Raw genomic sequence first — 20,914 nt, forward strand, 5'->3', positions numbered from 1 at the left:
CCGACGGTCGTTGTCGCACAACGACCATCAGGAAAAATGGGAGCCTGTAGCGCTACGCTGCCGCCCGGCGAGGCCGGGCGGCAGGTCGTTTCAGAAGTGCGCCTTCACGATAGCGCTGAAGGTGTTCTGGTCGGTCTTGAAAGGTAGCAAGCCGTCTTCCAAGCCGTATTTGTTCGACCAGTAGTCGTACTCGATACCGACATAGAGTTTGCCCGGCGTGTAGTCCAGGGCTTTGCCCAGGTCGTACTTGACCTGCGGGTTGATGTGCAGGTTCTTGGCGATGAAGTCACCCTTGGTCTTGGAGCCCTTGTCATTGACCACCCAGTCGATGTAGCCGTCGAACAGGATGTCGGACTTGCCGACCGGAATGGTGATGGCCCAGGTGGGGGTGATCTGCCACTGGCCGCCCGGCTTGCCGGTGATGCCGTCGGGCTTGCGGTAGTAGGTGTTGATGGCCAGGCGATCGAAGCCGGGCATGTCCAGATCGACGGCCGGCCCAAGCAGGTAGTTGCGATTGCGGTCTTCGCCACGCTCGTAGGTGGCCGAAAGCAGCACGTCCTTCACCGGGCCGAAGGAAAGGTCGGCGCCGGTGATCTTGCCGAAGGACAGGCGCGGGCTGAACTCACCGTAGTAGGTGTGGCCGTCGTTACCGGACAGGCCGTTGTACCACTTGTTATCGACGAACAGGAACATGTCCCCCCAGGTCCAGCCGCTGGCATGTTCGAAGGTGATGGTCTGCTGGATTTCGCCGGCGTCGACCTTGAAGTCCTTGCCGTAGAGATAGGTCAGGCTGTTGTTCTGCCAGAGCATCGGACTGGCCATGGCTTCGCCACTGAGGATCAACCCGGCCGCGAGGGCTGCGGTGGTAAGGCTGCGTTTCATGTGTGTACTCCTTGCTGCAGATGTGAGTGCTTGTATTAGTTGTCCAAGCGGTCAGGCTTCGCTCTCATAGCAAGGCGCGAGCCAACCCCGTAGGGTTGTTGTGTGTATTGATTATGTATTTGATTTTTAAGAAGTTATTTTTATCGGTCGTTGCGCTACGGAAGGTGTGGAGGCGCCGACACACGAATTCCGTATCGGCTCGAGCTGACCGATGCGTCAGGTTGCTCCGGTTTGGGGCGTGCTCGATGGCCATTTGCTCCATGTTGCAACGCGAATGCTGCGCACGGGGTCGTAGCTAGGGTGCACATATAGACGAGGCAGCCATGAACCTGAGTGAAAAACAGAAGATGCTCACCGGGCAGCCGTACCTGGCAGGCGATGCCGAACTCAAGGGCGAGCGGGAAAAGGCCGGGGCTTGGCTGGAGCGCTATAACGGTTCGGCGGGTGCGGAGCGGGACGTCCTGTTGGCCGAAGGGTTGGGCACGGTGGGGCGCGGCGTGGAGGTTCGTTCGCCGTTTCACTGCGACTACGGCTACAACATCCACCTGGAAGAGGGCGTGTTTCTCAATTTCGGCTGCGTGATCCTGGATGTCTGTAGCGTGCACATCGGTGCGGGGTGCCAGATCGGCCCGGCCGTACAGATCTATACCGCGGACCATCCGCGCGATCCGCGACAGCGCCGGGCTGGCCTGGAGTGCGGCAAGGCGGTGGTGATCGGGAAGAATGTCTGGATCGGCGGCGGCGCGATCATCCTGCCGGGCGTGACGGTTGGTGATGACGCCATCATCGGTGCCGGCAGCGTGGTGACCCGCGACGTGACGGCGGGGGCCACGGTATTGGGCAATCCCGCGCGGCCTCGCTGAAGATCCGCGTTCAGCCGCTCGCGCAAACGAAACCGCCGGCACTGGGCCGGCGGTGTCAGGTCACGACACAGGTTCAGTTCTGGGTCACCACGGCACTGTTGCCCCAGCCGTTCTGGTTGACGTAGGCCGCGTTGCCGTAGCCGCTCTGGCTGGCGATGGCTTCGTTGCCGGAGCCGTGCTGGAACACCTGGACCAGATGGTCGCTGCCGTTCTGGCTCAGCAGGGCTTCGTTCCACGAACCTTCCTGGCGCACGGAAGCCAGGTTGTCCGCACCGTACTGTTCGATGTCGCTGCTGTTGGCCCAGCCCTGGCTGGTCCCGACGATTTCGTTGCCGGTGCCGTTCTGCACGGCGTTCAGCTCGTTGCCGACACCGTCCTGCTGGAAGTGCAGGTCGTTGCCATGCCCCTGCTGGTCGACGCTGGCGACGTTGTAGGCGCCTTTCTGGATGGTCTTGGCGGCCTGGTTGCGGCCGTCCTGGTGGACGTCGGCCTGGTTGCCGGTGCCGAACTGCTCGGTGGTGGCGGTGTTGTTGCCGCCGAACCAGCCGTTGGTCTGCACGATGCGGGTATCGTTGCCGAAACCGTACTGCAGGGCGAAGGCGTTTTGCGCATTGCCGCTCTGGTTCACGTCGACGTCGTTGCCGGCGCCGTCGGAATAGACATAGGCCTCCTGTTGAACGCCGGTCTGCGAAACCAGCGCATCATTGCGCCAGCCGACCTGCTCGACTTCGGCGATGGAGCCGGAGCTGATGACCTGGGTGACCTGTGCATCGTTGTCGGTGCCTCGCTGGTCGATGGTCGCCTTGTCCCATGCGCTTGCGACCTGGGTAACGCTGGAGGTGTTCAGGTCGCCGTTCTGGATTTGCACGGCCTGGCTGCCGTAGGCACCGGTCTGCGTGGCCAGCGCATGGTTGTGTTTGCCGGTCTGGTCGGTGGTGGCGTCGCTCAGGGTCGAGGCGGTCTGGAACGTCTCGGCACTGTTGTGCACACCGCTCTGGTTCTGCGTGGCGCCGGTCTTGTAGGTGCCGGTCTGCTGCACCAGGGCGTCGTTGCCCCAGCCGCTCTGGGTCTGGGTGGAGCCGCTCTGCGAGGTGAAATTCTGCACCGCGTCGGCGGCGTTGAAGGTGCCGGTCTGTGTCTGGGTGGCGTCCGAACTCAGCGAACCGGCTTGCTCGATCACGGCCTCGTTGCCGTAGCCGCTCTGGTTCTGCGTGGCGAAATTGCCCGAACCGCCGCTTTGCAGCACGTGCGCGTCGTTGTCGATGCCGAACTGGTTCTGCTCCGAGGTGTTCTCGGCGGCGAAGGCCTGGGCAGTGGCGACAGTCAGGATGGCTGCTACTAAGGGTTTGAACTTAAACATTTTGTCTCTCCATGGATGTTTTAAGTACAGCGGTATTTCCTTGGGGTGCCTAAGGTCGTTGAGGCTTCGGCGCGTCTGCGAACGAAGCCTCAACAGACCCTACCGGTACTGGCGAACCACTACCGTCAGACTCTGGCCGCTCTGGGTGACGCTGCTGCTGTGGCCGCTGCCAGTCTGTTCGATGAGCGCGCTGTTGTTCGCGCCCTGTTGTGCGATGGCGGCGGTGTTGTCCGCGCCGTACTGCTCGATCCGGGCATCGTTGTAGAGGCCGTACTGGCTGATCGATGCCGCGTTGCCGAGGCCGATCTGCTCGATGGAGGCGCTGTTGGCGTAGCCGCTCTGGATGATGTAGGCCTCCAGCTCGGAGCCGGCCTGGGCGACGTTGCCGACCATGCCGTTCCCCGTCTGCTGGATGAGCGCGAGCGCGCCCTGGGCACCGATGCCCGCGTTGGCAAGGGCCGGAAGATCGCCGGGACCGAATTCGCTGGGGGCGAGATCGTACATCTCGGCGTGAGCGGTCGGGATCACCAGCAGTGCCAGAACGACGGGTAGCAGCAGATGGCGTGCAATCCTTTGCGAGCTTTCCATGGCGTCCTTTCCTGATGTGGCTCGATGCTTACATCCTTGCCTCGAATCGAGCGGGCGACCATCCATCCAATGATTGAATTTGCCGTGGGGTGGTATGAGTGTGCACACCGGGTGCTTGTTAAGGCCCGGCCCCGGGCGATGCTTTCAGGCTTCAGGCTTCAGGCTTCAGGCTTCAGGCTTCAGGCTTCAGGCGAAGGCGCGTGTCAGTCCACCCTGCTCAGGTACTTGCTCAGCGCCGGATGGTCGCCGCCGCTGCCTTCGGCCGTCTGCCACAGGCGTCGGTCGACGCCCTGGGCGATCAGGTGGGCGACGGCGGCCTCGATCGCCGACAGCACGCACAGCTGCGCCGGCTCGTTGGTGGTATAGCCAGCCTCGGCCTCGAGCAGTTCCTTGAATTCGATGAACTTGTAGACGTTGGCGCTGCGCCCGATGGAGAAGATGGTCTTGGTGGTCATCACGTTGGACAGCACCCGCCCGCTGCGCACGTCGATGGCCCTGAGGTTCACCGTGACCTGGTCGACCCGGTACTCCTGCGAAACGCCGATGCCCAGGTAGCGGGCGCCCTGGCCACCGCTGCGCACGTTGGTCTCGTAGGCGACGATGGCGCCTTCCATGATGATGTTGGCGGCCAGCAGCGACGGCAGTTCGGACTGGATGTTGGGTGCCACGTCGGGCTTGGCCTGCGAGGCGCGGATGATCTTGCGCTCGGTCAGTACGTTCTGCAGGCCCTCGCGCTCGAGCACGACGAACCAGCCGCTGGCCTGCATGGCGTCGACCAGCATGCTCGCCGCGCCCTGGGTCACGGCGGTGGAGAAGGAACTGGCAGGGTTGGGTTTGTACTGCCCGGTCTGGTCGCGAAAACCGTACACCGCCGCCACCAAGGGACCCTTCGGGCGAGGCAGCGCCAGCAGGTCCTGGTAGGTCGAGGTGCGTGGGGTCAGTGTCGGTGGATGCTGATCGGCGGACATGGGCTCGCGCACGGCGCAGCCCTGCAACACGGCCATCATCCCGATGGCTACGAACAGGCTTCTCATGGCCTTTGCTCTCCCTGGATGGTCAGTTCTGACCGACGATGATTTCGGACATTTCGCCGGTGAGTCGATCCGTGATCTCGACGATCAGCGTACCGATTTCGTTGTTGTAGATGCGGACGATGAAATCCTCGGTGGTCAGCGTGCCGGTCTGGCCGTCGCTCACGCCACTCAGCAGATCGGTCAGCAGGCGTGACTCCAACTGGCTGGTGAAGCGATCCAGCGCGGACATGCCGGTCAGCGACGCGCGATCCAGCGCGTCCGGGTCTTTCTTGTCGTTCTGTGCCTGGGCGTTACCGAGCAGCCAGGCGCCATTGAGCGGGCTGCCACCGAAGGAGGGATTGATCGGGGTGTACACCAGTTCGGTGGCGCTGGTGCCAGCGCTGAGCAGCAGACTGCCGAGCAGCAGGCCGGTCGTCTTGGGAATGTGCCGGTTCATAACTCGTCCTTGGCTAGGTCAATGTTGTCTTCGAACAACGCTTCTATTTTTCGCCGGTTTATTTCCTGTACCACGAAGTCGGCGGCCTCGTAGGCGGTGTCCTTCATGTCCGCGACGTTGGGCTGGAGAAACCTGCGATAGAGCGTCTGGTTCTCATGCTCGACCCACACCAGCACGCCCCAGCGGGCCGAAGGGCGCTCCTTGACGGCGAGATTGAAATCCAGCCGGCTGATGTCGTTCAGGCGTTCGCAGAACCTGAGATAGAACTCGTGCCCGGAGCGCGAAATGGTGTTGTCGGTGATGAAGCCCTGCAGTTCGGCTTCATCGGCATGGCTGGCCAGGCCCAACAGCAGCAGCAGCAGCGGGCCGGTGCGTTTCACGGCGTCGCCTCGCCGACGTGGGCCAGCACCAGGGAGGCGCCCTGCGCCCGGTTGCTGGCGCCCAGCTTGCGCAGGGCGTTGTGCACATGGCTCTTGATGGTGTGGGTGCTCAGGTGCAGTTTTTGCGCGATGGCCGAATTCGAGAGACCGTGCCCGGCCAGGGCGAGGATCTGCTTCTCGCGCAGGGTCAGCTCGTCGATGGCCTGCCTGGAATGGGTCAGTTGCCGGTAGCGGCACAGCAGCTTTTCCATCAACGCTCGCGGCAGCCAGTCGCCGCCGGTGAGAATGGCCTGGACGCCCCGCATGAAATTGCTGCGCGGCGTCGAGCGGTAGAAAACGCCGCGAATCCAGGGATGCATCTCGATCAGCAGGCGTGCCTGGTCGGGCTGCGCATTGACCAGGGCGACCGGCGTTTCACCGAACTGGCGCAGCAACTGCAGGCACTGCTCGTGGGAAAAGCTGCCAAGGTCCAGGAGCGCCAGGGCGAACCGTGCGTGTTCCGGGCGCAACGTGCCGGTGCGGTACAGGACGCAGGTGGGGCAGTCGTCGAGGTGTTGGCGCAATGCGCTGTCGAGGAGTTCGCTATGGGAAAGCAATAGCAGGCGCGACGGGGCCGGCGCGATAGCCGATACGGCATCATTTTTCATTCGCATGTCCTTTGCTGAATGGAACAACCTAGAGTTCTCGTTCGCCTCCGATCCGTGGAGATCCGGCGATTCGATACGTCGATTCGAAAAGTAGTTCAGCTTTTCGACAAAAAAAAGTCAAAAGTGAAAAAATATGTCAGTTTGCTGGCGAGGTGTCCCGCGGGTTCCCCTGGCGGAGGCCGTTGAGCCCGTCTACAGTGTCGTTTTCGGGCGCATTTCATGCCCGTGGCAGCTGTAGCGGAACGATGCGATGGGTGATCCTCTTTTCTGGCTGGTGTTCTTTTCGGCGGCACTGGCGCTGAACATATCGCCGGGACCGGACCTGTTCTACGTGCTGTCGCGCACCTTTTCCGGCGGGCGGCGCATCGGGATGATTTCCGCCTGCGGCGTATGCAGCGGTGCGCTGGTGCACGTGCTGTTCGCTGCCCTGGGCATCTCGGCCATTCTCGCCACCTCGGCGCTCGCCTTCGCGCTGGTCAAGTACGTCGGCGCGGCCTATCTGCTCTATCTGGGCATCCAGGCGTTGCGCTCGGCCGGCAGCGGGGCCGCGCTGGAAATCAAGGCCGGGCCGCGCACCTCCGCTTGGCGGGCCTATCGCCAGGGTGTGCTGGTGGACCTGCTCAATCCCAAGGCAGCGATCTTCTTCATGGCCTTCCTGCCGCAGTTCGTGCGACCCGAGCATGGCGCAGTACCGTTGCAACTGCTGGTGCTCGGCGTTCTGGTGGTGCTGGTGGCAATCGTCGTCGAATGCGGCCTGGTACTGCTGGCGGCACGGGCGACCACGGCGCTACGCAACAACCGTACCCTGAGCCAGTGGCTCGACCGGGTGCTGGGTTCGATCCTCATCGGCCTGGGGGTTCGCCTGGGGCTCAGCGAACGCGCCTGACGGGAATTCGATCGGCCTGGCGCCGCTCTCAACAGCGAGGGCTCGCCAACCGACGGCCCCATGATCGGAGCTGCCTATGTCTCATCAAAGCAAGAACACCACGTCCACCCTGATTCCCTGCCTGCGCTATCGCGACGTGGCGGCGGCGATCGACTGGCTGTGCCGCGCCTTCGGCTTTGAACGCCAGCGGGTGAACGAGGACGAACTGGTCGGCATCATCCATGCGCAGCTCGGCTTCGGCAGCGGCATGCTGATGGTCGGCCCGGTGGACGATTCGGAGTACGGCCGTCAACTGCGCCAGCCGGACGAGCTCGGCGGCGCCTCGACCCAGGGCATCTATGTCATCGTCAACAGTGCCGATGCGCTCTACACCCAGGCCAAGGCCGCCGGCGCGCAGGTCGTCGTCGAGCTGAAGGACGAGGACTACGGTGGCCGCGGTTTCAGCTGTCGCGACCTGGAAGGCCACCTGTGGAGTTTCGGCACCTACGATCCCTGGGCGGACGAAGCCGCCGGTTCCGTGGAGCAGGCCTGATGCGCGCTTTCAGCATGATCGATGGTGGACGCGTCCCGCGGGTCGGCCAGGGCACCTGGCACATGGGCGAGGACCCGGCTGAGCGGCAGCGCGAGGTGGCGGCGCTGCGCCTGGGCATCGAGCTGGGCATGCCGCTGATCGACACCGCCGAGATGTACGGCGAAGGCGGCGCCGAGGAGGTCGTGGGCGAGGCGATCCGCAGTCGCCGCGAGCGGGTTTTCCTGGTCAGCAAGGTCTACCCGCACAATGCCAGCCGCCAGGGCATACCGCTGGCCTGCGAGCGCAGCCTGCGGCGCCTGGGGACCGATTGCATCGATCTCTACCTGCTGCACTGGCGCGGGCAACATCCGCTGGCGGAAACCGTGGAAGCCTTCGAACGGCTGAAGACGGCCGGCAAGATCCGTCACTGGGGTGTGTCCAACCTCGATCTCGACGATATGCAGGAACTGCCGCAGGCGCGGGCCTGCGCCACCAACCAGGTGCTGTACAACCCGGCCGAGCGCGGCATCGAATTCGATCTGCTGCCCTGGTGCCAGGCCCAGGGGATGCCCGTCATGGCTTATTGCCCGCTGGGGCAGGGTGGCGAGCTGTTGCGCGCTCCCGCCCTGCTCGAAGTGGCGCGCCGCCACGGCGCGCAGCCGGCGCAGGTCGCCCTGGCCTGGGCGCTGCGCCAGCCGGGCGTGTGGGCGATTCCAAAGGCCAGCGATCCCGTGCATCTGCGTGCCAATGCCGCGGCCGCCGGGTTGCGCCTGGGCGCCGAGGACCTGGCGATCATCGAGCAGGCCTTTCCGTCGCCCTCGCGCCGGCAACCGTTGCAGATGGTCTGAACTCCGACTGCCGTAGGGAATGATTGCCGCGCCGCCGCTGTCAGCAGATGGATGACAGCGAATCCGGAGGAACGGGCATGGCCAAGGCGACACTCGACGGCGCGGTGGTGGTGATCACTGGCGCATCCAGCGGCATCGGCCGCGCTGCGGCGCAGGCTTTCGCCCGTCGCGGCGCGAGACTGGTGCTGGCGGCACGGGACGCCGAAGCCCTGCAGGAAGCCGCGGACGAATGCCGCAGCTTCGGTAGCGACGCCATTGCCGTGCCGACCGACGTGACCCATAGCGACGAGGTGGAAAACCTCGCCAGCGCCGCGGCGGAGTTCGGCCAGGGGCGCATCGACGTGTGGATCAACAATGCCGGGATCGGCGCGGTCGGCGCCTTCGACGAAACCCCGCTGGATGCCCATGAGCAGGTGGTGCAGACCGACCTGCTCGGCTATCTGCGCGGCGCCCATGCGGTGCTGCCGTACTTCAAGCAGCAGCAGGGCGGCGTGCTGATCAATACGCTGTCGATGGGCAGCTGGGTGGCACAGCCTTACGCGGTGGCCTATTCGGCGAGCAAGTTCGGCCTGCGCGGCTTCTCCCAGGCGCTGCGTGGTGAGCTGGGACAGTGGCCGGGCATCCATGTCTGCGATGTCTACCCGTCAGTGGTGGATACCCCGGGCTTTCGCGACGGCGGCAACTATGCCGGGCGTTCGCTGCAGCCGCCGCCACCGCGGTACGACCCGCGCCGGGTGGCCGATGCGATGGTCAGCCTGGCGCTGCACCCGCGCCATACCACCTCGGTCGGCGCGGTGGCGACGCTGCTGCGTCTGGCGCATTTCCTCACACCCGGCTTCGATCGCCTGAACGGCCTGCTCACCGGCACGGCATTGAACCGCGCGCGGCGCGTGCCGACATCGTCGGGCAACCTGTTCCATCCGGCCCTGGGGCAGCGGCGGATCGATGGCGGCTGGCGCGGCGAGGCCCCCGAGCCACGCAAGTGGCTGCTGGTCGGCGGCCTGGCGCTGGGGATTGTCGGATTCTGCCTGTGCCGGCATCGCCGGTAGGTCGACGGTTGGGTTGGTTTGAGCGAAGCCCAACGAGCGGACCGTCAGCCCGCGCGGGGCCACGACCTCGGCGAACCGTTGGGCTTCGCCGACAAGCGGCTCAACCCAACACGGGCGCATAGGTCGTAGGTTGTTCGCGAGCAGGCTCGCTCCTACGGCGGGGGCCGCGTTTCAGCGCGGCTTGGCTGCGGCGCTGACGCCTTCCAGCGTGGCGAAGGAGGTGTCCTTGGCGGTGAGCAGGAAGTCGCGCATGAACGGCGAATCCAGCATGTCGGCGCGGATGCCGGCGAACAGCGTGGCGAACAATCCCTTCTCGCCGAGCCGCTTGGCGGTCACGTAGCCGCGTGCGCTGTATTCATGCAGCGCCCAGTTCGGCAGGCAGCAGACGCCGCGTCCGGATGCCACCAGTTGCATCATCATCACCGTCAGCTCCGAGGTGCGCACCTGCGCCGGCTCGACGTCGGCGGGCTCGAGAAAGCGGGTGAACACATCGAGGCGGTCGCGTTCGACCGGGTAGGTGATCAGGGTTTCGCTCGCCAGGTCCTCGGGACGAATGTACGGCCGCGCTGCCAGCGGGTGCTGGTTGGCCACCGCCAGCAGCGCCTCGTAGGTGAACAGCGGTACGTAGGTGATGCCCGGCAGCTCCAGTGGGTCGGAGGTGACCACCAGGTCGAGGTCGCCACGTGCCAGCGCCGGCAACGGCGCGAAGGAAAAGCCCGAGGCGAGGTCCAGCTCGACTTCCGGCCAGGCGTCGCGGAACTGGTCGATGGTGGGCATCAGCCACTGGAAACAGCTGTGGCACTCGATGGCCATGTGCAGGCGCCCCGCGGTACCGCCGGCCAGGCGGGCCAGATCGCGTTCGGCGCTGCGCAGTTGCGGCAGCACCGCGTCGGCCAGCTGCAGCAGCCGCAACCCGGCGCTGGTGAAGCGCACCGGCCGCGTCTTGCGTACGAATAATTGCAGGCCGAGGCGCTCTTCCAGTTCCTTGAATTGATGGGAGAGCGCCGACTGGGTCAGGTGCAGGCGCTCGGCGGCTTCCACCAGGCTGTCCGTCTCGCGCAGTGCATGAAGCGTCTTCAGGTGTCGAATTTCCAGCATGCCGGACTCCCCTGCAATCGGTAGCGATCGAGCCTGCATGAGAGCTGCGGTCGAGCTGATGAAACAAGTCGGTATGAGCATCGCTCATCGAGTGGGCGAAGTGTGTCGCACCGGGACGGTGCTGTCGAGAGGCCGCCGGCGCCGCGGGCTAAAGCCACAGCCGGCTGGTCATGTAGACCAGGCCGAAGAAGAACAGCGCCGCCACGACGATCATCGCACCGTCACGCGCCATCATGCCCAGTCCGAGCACGCTCAGCGCCGCCCCGGCGATGGAGTTGCCGAAGGGGATCAGTTCCAGCGGCGGCATGGTGGCGGCGATCAGCATGCAGAGCAGGGCGTTGAGGCGGGTCGCCAGGCCACTGGTGAGGAAGGTCAGCCGTCGCCGCAGCAGCCGATCGACGAAACCTGAAAGGCGTTGCAGGAAGGCGATCGCCTTGTCGTACTTGCTGCGCGAAGCACTGCGTCTGAGCAGCCATTGCGGCAGCCAGAAGCGCTCGCGCCCGATCAGCAACTGCACCGCGATCAGCATCACCATGACCGCTATCACGCTGGGCAGGCCCGGAATACCGGACAGCGGCGAAAGTACCAGCAGGCCCGGTATCAGCAGCAGGGCGCCGAAGCTGCGTTCGTCCGTCACCTGCAGCATGCATTCGATGGTCACCGGCTGGTCGGGCTCACCCGCCTGTTCCAGGCGCTGCAACAGGCTTTCGAGGTTCTGTGGCTGTTCGTCGGAGGACATGGCGGCACCTTGCGTTGGGGACTCTGGTTAGAACGCCGGCCTCGGCAAATGCTCCAACATGAATAATTTTGTATGTTAAATCAAATTACATGAGTTTGTTTCATTGCTTGGCGGCGGGGACAATCGCCGCACTCATGCAGAACGACATTCGGAGTGAAAAAATGGCTGTAGCGCATAACCTGGGATTTCCGCGCATTGGCGCCGACCGCGAGCTGAAGAAAGCGCTCGAGGCCTTCTGGAAGGGTGAACTGGACGACGCGGGGCTGCGCCAGGTGGGGCGCCAACTGCGCGCGGAGCATTGGCGCGTACAGGCCCGGGCTGGCATCGAGCTGCTGCCGGTGGGCGATTTCGCCTGGTACGACCAGGTCCTGACCCATTCGCTGATGTTCGGCGTGATCCCGCAGCGTTTCCGACCTGCCGATGGCCAGCCGACGCTGGATACCCTGTTCGCCATGGCGCGGGGCGTGGCGAATAGCTGTTGCGGCGGCGCCCAGGCGCAGGAAATGACCAAGTGGTTCGATACCAACTATCACTATCTGGTCCCGGAGTTCAGCGCCGACCAGCCGTTCCGGCTGTCCTGGACGCAGCTGTTCGAGGAAGTCGAGGAGGCACAGGCGCTGGGATTCGTCATCAAACCGGTGCTGATCGGCCCGCTGACCTATCTCTGGCTGGGCAAGGTCAAGGGCGAAGGCGATTTCGACAAGCTGGAACTGCTCGAAAGGCTGCTGCCGGTGTACGGTGAAATCCTCGAGCGTCTCGCGGCGCAGGGCGTGGAATGGGTGCAGATCGACGAGCCGATCCTCGCCCTGGACCTGCCGCAGGACTGGAAGAACGCCTTCGAGCGTGCCTACAACCTGCTGCAGCGCGCGCCGTTGAAGAAGCTGGTCGCCACCTATTTCGGTGGCCTGGAGGACAACCTCGGCCTGGCCGCGACGCTGCCGGTGGACGGCCTGCACATCGATCTGGTGCGCGCACCTGAGCAATACCCGGTGATTCTCGACCGGCTGCCGGCCTACAAGGTGCTGTCGCTGGGCCTGGTCAACGGGCGCAACGTCTGGCGCTGCGACCTGGACAAGGCGCTGGAGGTGGTGCGGCACGCCGCCGAGCGTCTCGGCGAGCGCCTGTGGCTGGCGCCGTCCTGTTCGCTGCTGCACAGCCCGGTGGACCTGCAGCGCGAGGATCGATTGGATGACGAGCTGAAGAGCTGGCTGGCCTTCGCTGTGCAGAAGTGCGCCGAGGTCGTCACGCTCGCCCGTGCCGTCGATACTCCGCAGGACGCCGGCGTCCAGGCGGCACTGGCGCGAAGCCGCGCGGTGCAGGCGGCGCGTGCGCAGTCGCCGCGCATCCACAAGCCCGAGGTGCAGGCACGCCTGGCCGCCATCGAACCGCGGCACAGCCGGCGGACCTCGGTCTTCGCGGCGCGGATCGAGCAGCAGCGCGCGCGCCTCGGTCTGCCGCCGTTCCCCACCACCACCATCGGTTCGTTCCCGCAGACGCCGGCGATCCGCCTGGCGCGCCAGGCCTACAGGCAGGGCAAACTGTCGCCGGGCGACTACACCGAGGCGATGCAGGCGCAAATCCGGCATGCCGTGGCGGTGCAGGAGCAGATCGGCCTGGACGTGCTGGTGCATGGCGAGGCGGAGCGCAACGACATGGTCGAGTATTTCGCCGAGCAGCTCGACGGCTATGCCTTCACCCGCTTCGGCTGGGTGCAGAGCTATGGTTCGCGCTGCGTCAAGCCGGCGGTGATCTACGGCGACCTCAGCCGGCCGCGGCCGATGACGGTGGAGTGGATCCGCTATGCCCAGCAGCAGACCGACAAGGTGATGAAGGGCATGCTCACCGGCCCGGTGACCATGCTGATGTGGTCGTTCGCCCGCGAGGACCTGCCGCGCGAAGTGCAGGCCCGGCAACTGGCGCTGGCGATCCGCGACGAGGTCTGCGACCTGGAGGCCGCCGGCATCCGCATCATCCAGATCGACGAGGCGGCGTTCCGCGAAGGCCTGCCGCTGCGCAAGGCCGACTGGCAGCACTACCTGGACTGGGCGGTGGAGGCGTTCCGCCTGTGCGCCAGCGGGGTGCGCGACGAAACCCAGATCCACACCCACATGTGCTACAGCGAGTTCAACGACGTGATCGAGTCGATTGCCGCGATGGATGCCGACGTCATCACCATCGAGACCTCGCGCTCGCAGATGGAGCTGCTGGAAGCCTTCCGCGCCTTCGACTACCCCAACGACATCGGCCCGGGCGTCTACGACATCCACTCGCCGCGGGTGCCGGATACGGCGGAGATGGTGCAACTGCTGGGGAAGGCCGCCGAGCGCATCCCGGCCGAGCGCCTGTGGGTCAACCCGGACTGTGGGCTGAAGACGCGCGGCTGGGCGGAAACCGAAGCGGCCCTGGTGAACATGGTGGCGGCGGCGCGGCAACTGCGGGCCGCTGCATTGTAGAGCCAGCTTGCTGGCGATTCATCGGAGTAGCCGCAGAAGCATCGCCAGCAAGCTGGCTTCTACAGGTAATGCCTTCAGCCTGGTCCGGTTGCCATTTCGTACGCAAAACGCGGCTCGCGACGAAACGGCAACAGACCTCAGGCGACTGCTTTCGAGAGGGCATCAGCGTGGTGGCGCGCTGCACTTGTAGGCGCGAGCTTGCTCGCGATCAGCGGGCTTCGGGTGAGCACGATCGCCGGCAAGCCGGCTTCAACGGAGGGGCGATCGCCGGCAGCCAGGGCTTGCGGAGGTCAGCCCTGGGCGATCCGTTCGAATGTCGTCAGGCACTCACCGGAACGGTCGTCCAGATAGCGCTGCAGGCGCTCGCGTTCGGCGGGCTCCATGAACAATCCGAGCTTGCTCCGGCGCCAGAGAATGTCGTCGAGGTTCAGGGCCCACTCCTCGACGATCAGGTAGTCCACCTCGCGGGCATGCAGGCCGGCGCCGAAGCATTCGCCCAGATCCTCCAGCCCCTGAGTGTCCCTGAGAATCAGCCAGCTGCGGTTGCCGTAGCTGCGCGCCCAGCGCCGGGCGATCGGCCCCGGCAACCAGGGATAGCTGGCGCAGAGGGCATCGGCGAGGCTGGATGGATCACTGAGGTTCTCCCCACCGGGCAACGGCGCATCCCGCGTCCAGGCCGGCTTCATTTCCGGGAACAGCGGCGCCAGCTCCGCGAGCGCGGCCTCGGCGAGCTTGCGGTAGGTGGTCAGCTTGCCGCCGAATACCGAAAGCAGCGGCGCTTCGCCCGGTTGCATGCTCAGCGCCAGGGTGTAGTCGCGGGTAATGGCCGAAGGCAGGTCGCACTCGTCGTCGCACAGGGGCCTGACGCCGGCGTAGCTGTGGCGTATGTCGGCGCGTGACAGCGGGCGCCGGAAATGCGCGTTGACGACGGCCAGCAGGTAGTCGATCTCGCCCTCGGTGATCTTCACCTGGGCCGGATCGCCACGGTACTCGTGATCGGTGGTGCCGATCAGGCTGAACCGGTCGAGATAGGGAATCACGAAGACGATGCGCCGGTCCTCGTTCTGCAGGATATAGGCATGGTCCCCCTCGTAGAGCCTCGGCACCACCAGATGGCTGCCCTGGATCAGGCGAATGCCGTGGGGCGGGGTCTGCCTGAGCTGGTTCTGGATGAAGTGCGCGACCCAGGGGCCGGCGGCATTCACCAGCGCGCGGGCGCGAACGGAAAAACGGCTGCCGTCCACCCGTTCCAGATGCAGATGCCAGAGCCCCTTGCTGCTGCGCGCGCTGACGCAACGGGTGCGGGTGTGGATGTGCGCGCCCTGCTCGCGTGCGGCCATGGCATTGAGTACCACCAGTCGAGCATCGTCGACCCGGCAGTCGGAATACTCGAAACCGTGACTGATCTCGGCCTTGAGCGGGCTGTCGGCACCGAAGCGCAGGCTTCGCGAGCCACCCAGCTTTTCCCGCTTGCCGAGGTGGTCGTAGAGAAACAGGCCGGTGCGGATCATCCACGACGGGCGCAGATGTGGGCGGTAGGGCAGCACGAAACGCAGGGGCCTGATGATGTGCGGGGCCTTGGCCAGCAGTACTTCGCGTTCGGCCAGCGCTTCGCGCACCAGGCGCAGGTGGTAATGCTCCAGATAGCGCAGGCCGCCATGCACCAGCTTGCTGCTGGCCGAGGAGGTATGTCCGGCGAGGTCGTCCTGTTCGCAGAGAATCAGCGAGAGACCGCGTCCGGCGGCATCCGCAGCGATTCCGGCGCCATTGATGCCGCCACCGATCACGGCCAGATCGTAGACTTCCGCGAGCGGTGCGAGAGGAGGATGATTCATGGGCGCTTGTAACCACCGTTTCTTTGGCTGTTAAGGTACAGGCATTCGTCAACCACTCGTACTACAAAGCAATGACACCCGCCATCGATCTGCTGAAGAAAGCCCGTGCCGAACATCGCGTGCACGCTTACGAACATGACCCCAAGTCCGCTTCCTACGGTCTGGAAGCGGCGGAAAAGCTCGGCCTGGAGCCGGCCCGGGTATTCAAGACGCTGCTCGCCTGCAGCGAGAGGAACGAATTGCTGGTGGCCGTGGTTCCCGTTGCCGGAACGCTCGATCTCAAGGCTCTGGCCCAGGCGGCGGGTGTGAAGAAGGTGGAAATGGCCGACCCGATGGCGGCACAGCGTGCCACGGGGTATCTGGTCGGCGGCATCAGCCCGCTGGGGCAGAAGAAGCGCCTGCGGACCTTTATCGACAGCTCTGCGCAGGCGCAGCCGACCATCCATGTGAGTGCCGGCCGCCGGGGGCTCGAGGTGGAACTGGCGCCCGCAGTGCTGGCCGAGCAGACCGGGGCGCTTTTTGCCCCTATCGGGCGGGGTTGAGTGGGCGAGGAGTGCAGGTGGTCGGCCTGGTCTGAGTGTTCGGGCTAACCCATTATCGATTGAGCCCCGAAGCTTCAGAGCAGGCCAAACCAGACAGCAATGCCAATCTTCCCAGCCTGAGCCCACCTTCGCTGCCCCGGCAACCCACGACGACTTGTCGCCCACCATGATGGCGTCGAGCTATATTGTGCGCCGTTCCAGTCCTGAATAGCGGGTGCGCTCGTGAACCCCTCTGCCGTACTCCCCAAGCCGGGGGCTTCCTTCGCCCGGCGTGCGTTCTACCCGCGTGCCATCGGCCTGGCGGTGGGTTTCTTCTGCGTCGCGGCGGTGCTCTGGGAGCGTGAGACATCCCTGTGGCTCTGGGGACTGCTGATCGGCTTCTGCTATGTCTGGCCGATCGTGGCACTGAATCTGTCCAGGCGGTCGCTTTCTGCATCGCTTACCGAAAGGCGCTTCGTGCTGTTCGACTCGCTGATGGGCGGTTTCTGGATCGCCGTCATGGAGTTCAACGTCCTGCCATCGGCAGTGCTGCTGTCGATGCTGGCGATGAACAATACCGCGACCGGCGGCGCGCGCTTCGTCCTGCAGGGGCTGGTGGCGCAATTGCTGGGCATGCTGGTCTCGGTACTGTTGCTGGGCTTCGGTTTCTCCCCGCAAACCAGCCAGGCACAGATGTATGCCTGCCTGCCGATGCTCATCGTGCATCCGCTGACCATCGGCATGGTGCTTTATCGCCTGGCGTATCAACTGGGCGAGAACAAGCGGGCGTTGCGCAGCCTGAGCCGTACCGACAGCCTGAGCGGGCTGTTCAATCGCGGCTACTGGAACGAGCTGCTGCAGCTGGAATTCGCTCATTGCAAGCGCAGCGGAGGCATCGCCAGCCTCGCGCTGATCGATCTGGATGACTTCAAGCACGTCAACGACCGATACGGGCACGTCATCGGCGACGAACTGCTGCGTCAGGTCGGCCAGTGCATCCGCCGCAACCTGCGTAGCGAGGATATGCCCGGGCGCTACGGTGGGGACGAATTCTGCGCCGTGCTGCCGGGCGCGCGCGCTCGGGATGCCTGGGAGGTGCTGGAGCGTCTGCGGAACGAGATCGCCGAATTGGACTTTACCCTGGCGCCCAGGTTGAGCATCAGCCTGAGCATCGGTATCGCGCAGTACGATCCGCGCATAGAAGACGCGCTCGGCTGGCTCAAGGCGGCCGACCTGGCGCTCTACGAGGCCAAGCGCCAGGGGCGCAACCGGATCGCCATCGCCGAGCGGCAATGGACGCCGGCATTGGCACCCGTGGCCGAGTGATCCAGGCGGACGCTACGCGACGGCAACGCCTGGATGCCCCGGCCGCCGGCTAGCGCCGATGCGCAAAATCAGCCGAGCAAGCCTCGTAGCTGTGCCTGGGTATCCGTTGCACCCATCATGGTCGCGGCGGCCAGTGGCGTGGCGCCGCTGGCGTCCGTGGCCCGCGGATCGGCGCCGTGGGCGACGAGGTATTCGACGATTTCCGTGCGGTTGAACATGGCCGCCATCATCAGCGCAGTCTTGCCATCTTCGCAGCGACCCTCGATGTCGGCGCCGTGCGCCAGCAGCAGCTCGATCATCGCCAGGTCGCCCTTGAAGGCCGCGCCGGCCAGCGGCGTGTGGCCGCGATGGTTGCGCAGCTGCGGGTCGGCGCCGTGCTCCAGCAAGGTGCGGGTGGCCTGCAGGTGGCCGTGGTAGCTGGCGAGCATCAGCAGGCTGTCGCCGGCATGGTTGCGCAGGTTGGCCGGCATGCCTTGCGCCAGCAGCTCGCCGAGACGGGCGCTGTCGCCGGCGCGCGCGCTGTCGAAGACCTGCTCGGCGAAGGCCAGTGTGGCGTCATCCAGTTCCGGGGTTTGCTTGGGCGCTTGCGACATCGCGGGTCCTCCGTTGGCAAGGCGGCGAATACGTTCGCCGTGTTGGCCGCCATTGTCGTCCCGGTTGCCGAGGCGTGCCAGCGAAGCCTTTCTATGCGCGAAATAGGCGGCCTTTATCCGACGCCCCGGAGCGGGGCGCCGGATGCGGCTCTCAGAGGGTGCGCAGGAAGGCGACCAGATCGGCTTTCTCCTGCTGGTTCAGGTTGCGCTGCAGGACCAGGTTGAAAAATTCCACGGTGTCTTCCAGGGTCAGCAGGCGGCCGTCATGCAGGTACGGCGGCGACTCCTTGATGCCGCGCAGCGGGAAGGTCTTGATCGGCCCGTCGCCGACCGCCATGACGCCGTTGTACTCCTGCGGTTCGTAAAAGCGCTCGGTCTTCAGATCGTGCATCAAGTGGTCGGTGTAGTAGGGCGGCACGTGGCAACCGGCACAGGCGCCCTTGCCATGGAAGAGCTCCTCGCCACGCAGCTCCTGCTCGCTGGCCTTGGTCGGGTCGAGGCGGCCTTCGACGTTGAGCTTGGGTGCCGGCGGGAAGTCGAGAAGGGCCTGGAACTCGCCCATGAAATGCACCTGGCTGCCGCGTTCGAGCACGTTCACACCCTTCTTCGTCGCCAGCACCGGATCGCCATCGAAGTAGGCGGCGCGCTGTTCGAACTCGGTGAAGTCCTCGACCGATTTCAATGCCCGCTGCGAGCCGAAGATCTGCTGGATGTTCACCCCGCGCAGGGTCGGGGTGTCGATGCGGTGGCGGAATTTCTGCGGACGCACATCGCCGGCCAGGTGGGTGGCGGCGTTGGTGTGGCCGTTGGCATGGCAATCCAGGCAGGCGACGCCGGTGTGCGGGTGTTCGCTGCGGCGGTCATCGGTGGCGTTGAACTGCTGTTGCGGGAAAGGCGTCACCAGCAGGCGCAGGCCTTCGAGCTGCTTGGGATTGAGGATACCGTTGAACAGCTCGAAGAAATTGCGGATGTTCACCAGCTTGCCCTGGGAGACGTCGCCCAAGTCCGGCCGGGTGGTGAGGAAGATCGGTGCCGGGAACTCGGGAAGGAAGTGGTCCGGCAGGTCGAAGTCCAGGTCGAAGCGGGTGAGGTCGCGCCCCTCGATCCGGTTCACCTCGTCGATGTGGAATTGCGGAAAGATCATCCCGCCCTCGGGATGATTGGGGTGGGGCAGCGGCATGAAGCCGAGGGGGAAGCGCTTCTGCTGGCGGATATCGTCGGGGCTCAGTTCGGCCAGTTCATCCCAGTTGGTACCGCTCGGCAGCTTGACCCGCACGCCGCCCTGGATCGGTTTGCCGCGGGTCATCTGCAGCCCTTCGGCGGGCTTGTCGCTGAGGTCGTAGCGCTGTTCCAGCAGGTCCTGGTGCTTTTTCAGGATGCCGTCCTTGTCGGCGGCCATGCGTTGCATGATCGTTTCGAACTTCTCGGTGATCACCACCGGTGAATAACTGGTGGGGACCTCGTCTTCGGCGGCTCGAGCGCCACCACATGTGAGGGCGATGCCGAGCGCGGCGGCGAGACAGGCCCTGGCGTGAGGTGCAGTCATTTTCTTTTTCTCCTCGCAATGGCTTACGGACGGACGAGCCCGTAAAAGAGGCCTAGGCCAGAACGGCCGGGGGAGAAAATAGAGACAGGCTATCAGGAAGATTGATTTTTCAACCGAAACGGGGTGCAAGCTGACAGAGGCCGTAGCGCGGGCCTTTGCGATCTATATGGCGTATTGCCTTATATCGCCTCGTTTCTTGTAGGAACTTTTTATCCGCAATCGGTAAAAGGCAATGCGCCAGCTTCGGGGCCGGCAGTGGGCATCCTCGGTCGCGACTGTGGCACTATGCGCCGCCTGGATTCCGCCCACCATAGTCGCCATGAAACCCGAAGACCTCGAACGTCTGGTCACCCAGACGATGCCCTATGGCAAGTACAAGGGGCGCCTGATCGCCGACCTGCCCGGGCATTATCTCAACTGGTTCGCCCGGGTCGGCTTCCCGCCCGGTGACTTGGGCCGCCTGCTGGCGCTGATGCAGGAGATCGACCATAACGGCCTGTCGCCCCTGCTGGAGCCGCTGCGGCGAAACGCCGACAGGCGGTAGGCTGGTCGGCCGGCGTTCCGCCAACGGGCGTAGCGCCGAAGCCCAACGGCGCACCGAAGCCCTGGGCCTGATTCCACGCTCGTTGGGCTTCACGGGCTGCCACCCAACCTACGCCTCCGCGCGCAGCGCTTCGAGGGCCGGCATGGCATAGATGCCCACCTGCACCGCCAGCTGCATCATCCGCTGCAGATCGCAGGTGTACACCAGCACCGCCTGCAATTCGTCGTCCAGCGGCTCGCTGAAGTCCACCAGCACGTAGCCGCCTTTCTCCGGGTAGAGGCTGCTCATTTGTACCTGGATGCGGTTCAGCGCCTTCAGCGGCTCGGTCTTGGCCAGTTGTTTGGGCTTGAGCACGAAGTTCACGCTGTCGCCGAAGGATGCGACGATCTGGCTGAACAATTGCTCGTAGTCATCGGCCTGGAACAGCACGGTGTCCGGCAGGCTGCCGATCACCACCCATTCGCCGAGCGGGATCGGAAAGCTGTCGTCGTAGTTGATGTCCGGGTTGGCCTGTAGGAAGGCCTGGGGATCGGCATAGGCCTGGTCGGCTTCGTCGGCTATCCGGGCGATTTCTTCCTCGGTCATGCAGCCGGAACTGATGAGCGTGACCAGTTCGAGAAGGGAGGCTTTCATGGAAGATCCTGCAGGGGAGGGCGCACAAGGATAACCAAGGACCGACGTCGCGCGCACGCGCGGCACGGCATTGCCGCAGCGTTTTGCTTGGTTATATTCGAATGAGTTCTAAGCTTATTCTTTTTCTAGAGGCGGGTCGGAG

Annotated in this window: 22 protein-coding genes; 9 read left to right on the forward strand and 13 right to left on the reverse strand. The window is 64.8% G+C overall.

Annotation, left to right across the window (positions count from 1 at the left end; genetic code table 11):
• Positions 1–90 precede the first annotated feature (90 nt).
• Entirely contained in the window at positions 91–882 is a 792-nt protein-coding gene (locus tag IN820_RS19425; RefSeq protein ID WP_193682529.1) for an outer membrane protein OmpK, read from the reverse strand.
• A gap of 323 nt (positions 883–1,205) precedes the next feature.
• Here IN820_RS19425 and IN820_RS19430 point away from each other — a divergent pair, with 323 nt between their 5' ends.
• Entirely contained in the window at positions 1,206–1,745 is a 540-nt protein-coding gene (locus IN820_RS19430) for a sugar O-acetyltransferase (RefSeq protein WP_193682530.1), read from the forward strand.
• A 73-nt stretch (positions 1,746–1,818) separates the two neighbouring features.
• Here IN820_RS19430 and IN820_RS19435 read toward each other — a convergent pair whose 3' ends face one another.
• The 6 genes from IN820_RS19435 to IN820_RS19460 form a co-directional block, all read right to left on the reverse strand.
• The gene (locus IN820_RS19435; RefSeq protein WP_193682531.1) at positions 1,819–3,105 is read right to left on the reverse strand and encodes a hypothetical protein; all 1,287 of its coding nucleotides are present in this window, start codon (positions 3,103–3,105) and stop codon (positions 1,819–1,821) included.
• A 99-nt stretch (positions 3,106–3,204) separates the two neighbouring features.
• Positions 3,205–3,693 (reverse strand): curli production assembly protein CsgB, encoded by a 489-nt coding sequence (locus IN820_RS19440; protein WP_193682532.1) that lies wholly within the window; start codon positions 3,691–3,693, stop codon positions 3,205–3,207.
• 203 nt (positions 3,694–3,896) lie between these two features.
• A complete protein-coding gene (locus IN820_RS19445; protein WP_193682533.1) occupies positions 3,897–4,727 on the reverse strand; it encodes a CsgG/HfaB family protein in 831 nt (276 codons plus the stop codon).
• Between the two features lie 22 nt (positions 4,728–4,749).
• Positions 4,750–5,163 (reverse strand): curli assembly protein CsgF, encoded by a 414-nt coding sequence (locus IN820_RS19450; protein ID WP_193682534.1) that lies wholly within the window; start codon positions 5,161–5,163, stop codon positions 4,750–4,752.
• Entirely contained in the window at positions 5,160–5,543 is a 384-nt protein-coding gene (csgE, locus tag IN820_RS19455) for a curli production assembly/transport protein CsgE (protein ID WP_193682535.1), read from the reverse strand. The genes IN820_RS19450 and csgE overlap by 4 nt, the downstream gene beginning before the upstream one ends.
• Entirely contained in the window at positions 5,540–6,190 is a 651-nt protein-coding gene (locus IN820_RS19460) for a helix-turn-helix transcriptional regulator (protein WP_193682536.1), read from the reverse strand. Before IN820_RS19460 ends, csgE begins: the two co-directional genes overlap by 4 nt.
• Positions 6,191–6,440: 250 nt before the next feature.
• Here IN820_RS19460 and IN820_RS19465 point away from each other — a divergent pair, with 250 nt between their 5' ends.
• The 4 genes from IN820_RS19465 to IN820_RS19480 all read left to right on the forward strand — a co-directional run bounded on the left by IN820_RS19465 (position 6,441) and on the right by IN820_RS19480 (position 9,484).
• Positions 6,441–7,076: a LysE family translocator gene (locus IN820_RS19465; RefSeq protein WP_193682537.1), complete on the forward strand. Its 636-nt coding sequence runs from the start codon at positions 6,441–6,443 to the stop codon at positions 7,074–7,076.
• A 76-nt stretch (positions 7,077–7,152) separates the two neighbouring features.
• On the forward strand, positions 7,153–7,608 hold the full coding sequence (locus IN820_RS19470; protein ID WP_193682538.1) for a VOC family protein: 456 nt from the start codon (positions 7,153–7,155) through the stop codon (positions 7,606–7,608).
• Positions 7,608–8,435, forward strand: a complete 828-nt coding sequence (locus IN820_RS19475) for an aldo/keto reductase (RefSeq protein WP_193682539.1) — start codon at positions 7,608–7,610, stop codon at positions 8,433–8,435. Before IN820_RS19470 ends, IN820_RS19475 begins: the two co-directional genes overlap by 1 nt.
• Before the next feature lie 77 nt (positions 8,436–8,512).
• Positions 8,513–9,484 (forward strand): SDR family oxidoreductase, encoded by a 972-nt coding sequence (locus IN820_RS19480; RefSeq protein WP_193682540.1) that lies wholly within the window; start codon positions 8,513–8,515, stop codon positions 9,482–9,484.
• 171 nt (positions 9,485–9,655) lie between these two features.
• Here the strand turns inward: IN820_RS19480 and metR are convergent, their stop codons facing one another.
• Positions 9,656–10,582, reverse strand: a complete 927-nt coding sequence (gene metR / locus IN820_RS19485) for a transcriptional regulator MetR (RefSeq protein ID WP_102894917.1) — start codon at positions 10,580–10,582, stop codon at positions 9,656–9,658.
• A 148-nt stretch (positions 10,583–10,730) separates the two neighbouring features.
• Positions 10,731–11,321 carry an exopolysaccharide biosynthesis protein gene (locus tag IN820_RS19490; protein WP_193682541.1) on the reverse strand — a complete coding sequence of 197 codons (591 nt, stop codon included), beginning with the start codon at positions 11,319–11,321 and terminating at the stop codon, positions 10,731–10,733.
• 161 nt (positions 11,322–11,482) lie between these two features.
• On the opposite strand from IN820_RS19490, the gene metE reads away from it, so the two are divergent.
• Complete coding sequence (metE, locus tag IN820_RS19495) at positions 11,483–13,774, forward strand: 5-methyltetrahydropteroyltriglutamate--homocysteine S-methyltransferase (RefSeq protein ID WP_193682542.1); 2,292 nt, start codon at positions 11,483–11,485, stop codon at positions 13,772–13,774.
• A 290-nt stretch (positions 13,775–14,064) separates the two neighbouring features.
• Here the strand turns inward: metE and glpD are convergent, their stop codons facing one another.
• Positions 14,065–15,609 (reverse strand): glycerol-3-phosphate dehydrogenase, encoded by a 1,545-nt coding sequence (gene glpD, locus IN820_RS19500; RefSeq protein ID WP_193682543.1) that lies wholly within the window; start codon positions 15,607–15,609, stop codon positions 14,065–14,067.
• Between the two features lie 71 nt (positions 15,610–15,680).
• On the opposite strand from glpD, the gene ybaK reads away from it, so the two are divergent.
• Entirely contained in the window at positions 15,681–16,151 is a 471-nt protein-coding gene (gene ybaK / locus IN820_RS19505; RefSeq protein WP_193682544.1) for a Cys-tRNA(Pro) deacylase, read from the forward strand.
• Positions 16,152–16,373: 222 nt separating this feature from the next.
• Complete coding sequence (locus IN820_RS19510; RefSeq protein WP_193682545.1) at positions 16,374–17,456, forward strand: diguanylate cyclase; 1,083 nt, start codon at positions 16,374–16,376, stop codon at positions 17,454–17,456.
• Positions 17,457–17,524: 68 nt separating this feature from the next.
• Here the strand turns inward: IN820_RS19510 and IN820_RS19515 are convergent, their stop codons facing one another.
• Both IN820_RS19515 and IN820_RS19520 read right to left on the reverse strand, forming a co-directional pair.
• Complete coding sequence (locus tag IN820_RS19515; protein WP_193682546.1) at positions 17,525–18,049, reverse strand: ankyrin repeat domain-containing protein; 525 nt, start codon at positions 18,047–18,049, stop codon at positions 17,525–17,527.
• A 151-nt stretch (positions 18,050–18,200) separates the two neighbouring features.
• Positions 18,201–19,595, reverse strand: coding sequence for a cytochrome B6 (locus tag IN820_RS19520; RefSeq protein WP_193682547.1), 1,395 nt, complete (start codon positions 19,593–19,595; stop codon positions 18,201–18,203).
• A 319-nt stretch (positions 19,596–19,914) separates the two neighbouring features.
• On the opposite strand from IN820_RS19520, the gene IN820_RS19525 reads away from it, so the two are divergent.
• A complete protein-coding gene (locus tag IN820_RS19525; protein ID WP_193682548.1) occupies positions 19,915–20,139 on the forward strand; it encodes a DUF3820 family protein in 225 nt (74 codons plus the stop codon).
• A gap of 108 nt (positions 20,140–20,247) precedes the next feature.
• Here IN820_RS19525 and IN820_RS19530 read toward each other — a convergent pair whose 3' ends face one another.
• Positions 20,248–20,772: a hypothetical protein gene (locus tag IN820_RS19530; protein WP_193682549.1), complete on the reverse strand. Its 525-nt coding sequence runs from the start codon at positions 20,770–20,772 to the stop codon at positions 20,248–20,250.
• Positions 20,773–20,914 lie beyond the last annotated feature (142 nt).

The organism is Pseudomonas lopnurensis, from assembly GCF_015070855.1.
GTDB classification, from domain to species: domain Bacteria; phylum Pseudomonadota; class Gammaproteobacteria; order Pseudomonadales; family Pseudomonadaceae; genus Stutzerimonas; species Stutzerimonas lopnurensis.

Coding starts and splice junctions, on each gene's coding strand:
- IN820_RS19425 (WP_193682529.1), bottom strand. CDS start 882: ATGAAACGCAGCCTTACCACCGCAGCCCTCGCGGCCGGGTTGATCCTC.
- IN820_RS19430 (WP_193682530.1), top strand. CDS start 1,206: ATGAACCTGAGTGAAAAACAGAAGATGCTCACCGGGCAGCCGTACCTG.
- IN820_RS19435 (WP_193682531.1), bottom strand. CDS start 3,105: ATGTTTAAGTTCAAACCCTTAGTAGCAGCCATCCTGACTGTCGCCACT.
- IN820_RS19440 (WP_193682532.1), bottom strand. CDS start 3,693: ATGGAAAGCTCGCAAAGGATTGCACGCCATCTGCTGCTACCCGTCGTT.
- IN820_RS19445 (WP_193682533.1), bottom strand. CDS start 4,727: ATGAGAAGCCTGTTCGTAGCCATCGGGATGATGGCCGTGTTGCAGGGC.
- IN820_RS19450 (WP_193682534.1), bottom strand. CDS start 5,163: ATGAACCGGCACATTCCCAAGACGACCGGCCTGCTGCTCGGCAGTCTG.
- IN820_RS19460 (WP_193682536.1), bottom strand. CDS start 6,190: ATGAAAAATGATGCCGTATCGGCTATCGCGCCGGCCCCGTCGCGCCTG.
- IN820_RS19465 (WP_193682537.1), top strand. CDS start 6,441: ATGGGTGATCCTCTTTTCTGGCTGGTGTTCTTTTCGGCGGCACTGGCG.
- IN820_RS19470 (WP_193682538.1), top strand. CDS start 7,153: ATGTCTCATCAAAGCAAGAACACCACGTCCACCCTGATTCCCTGCCTG.
- IN820_RS19475 (WP_193682539.1), top strand. CDS start 7,608: ATGCGCGCTTTCAGCATGATCGATGGTGGACGCGTCCCGCGGGTCGGC.
- IN820_RS19480 (WP_193682540.1), top strand. CDS start 8,513: ATGGCCAAGGCGACACTCGACGGCGCGGTGGTGGTGATCACTGGCGCA.
- metR (WP_102894917.1), bottom strand. CDS start 10,582: ATGCTGGAAATTCGACACCTGAAGACGCTTCATGCACTGCGCGAGACG.
- IN820_RS19490 (WP_193682541.1), bottom strand. CDS start 11,321: ATGTCCTCCGACGAACAGCCACAGAACCTCGAAAGCCTGTTGCAGCGC.
- metE (WP_193682542.1), top strand. CDS start 11,483: ATGGCTGTAGCGCATAACCTGGGATTTCCGCGCATTGGCGCCGACCGC.
- glpD (WP_193682543.1), bottom strand. CDS start 15,609: ATGAATCATCCTCCTCTCGCACCGCTCGCGGAAGTCTACGATCTGGCC.
- ybaK (WP_193682544.1), top strand. CDS start 15,681: ATGACACCCGCCATCGATCTGCTGAAGAAAGCCCGTGCCGAACATCGC.
- IN820_RS19515 (WP_193682546.1), bottom strand. CDS start 18,049: ATGTCGCAAGCGCCCAAGCAAACCCCGGAACTGGATGACGCCACACTG.
- IN820_RS19520 (WP_193682547.1), bottom strand. CDS start 19,595: ATGACTGCACCTCACGCCAGGGCCTGTCTCGCCGCCGCGCTCGGCATC.
- IN820_RS19525 (WP_193682548.1), top strand. CDS start 19,915: ATGAAACCCGAAGACCTCGAACGTCTGGTCACCCAGACGATGCCCTAT.
- IN820_RS19530 (WP_193682549.1), bottom strand. CDS start 20,772: ATGAAAGCCTCCCTTCTCGAACTGGTCACGCTCATCAGTTCCGGCTGC.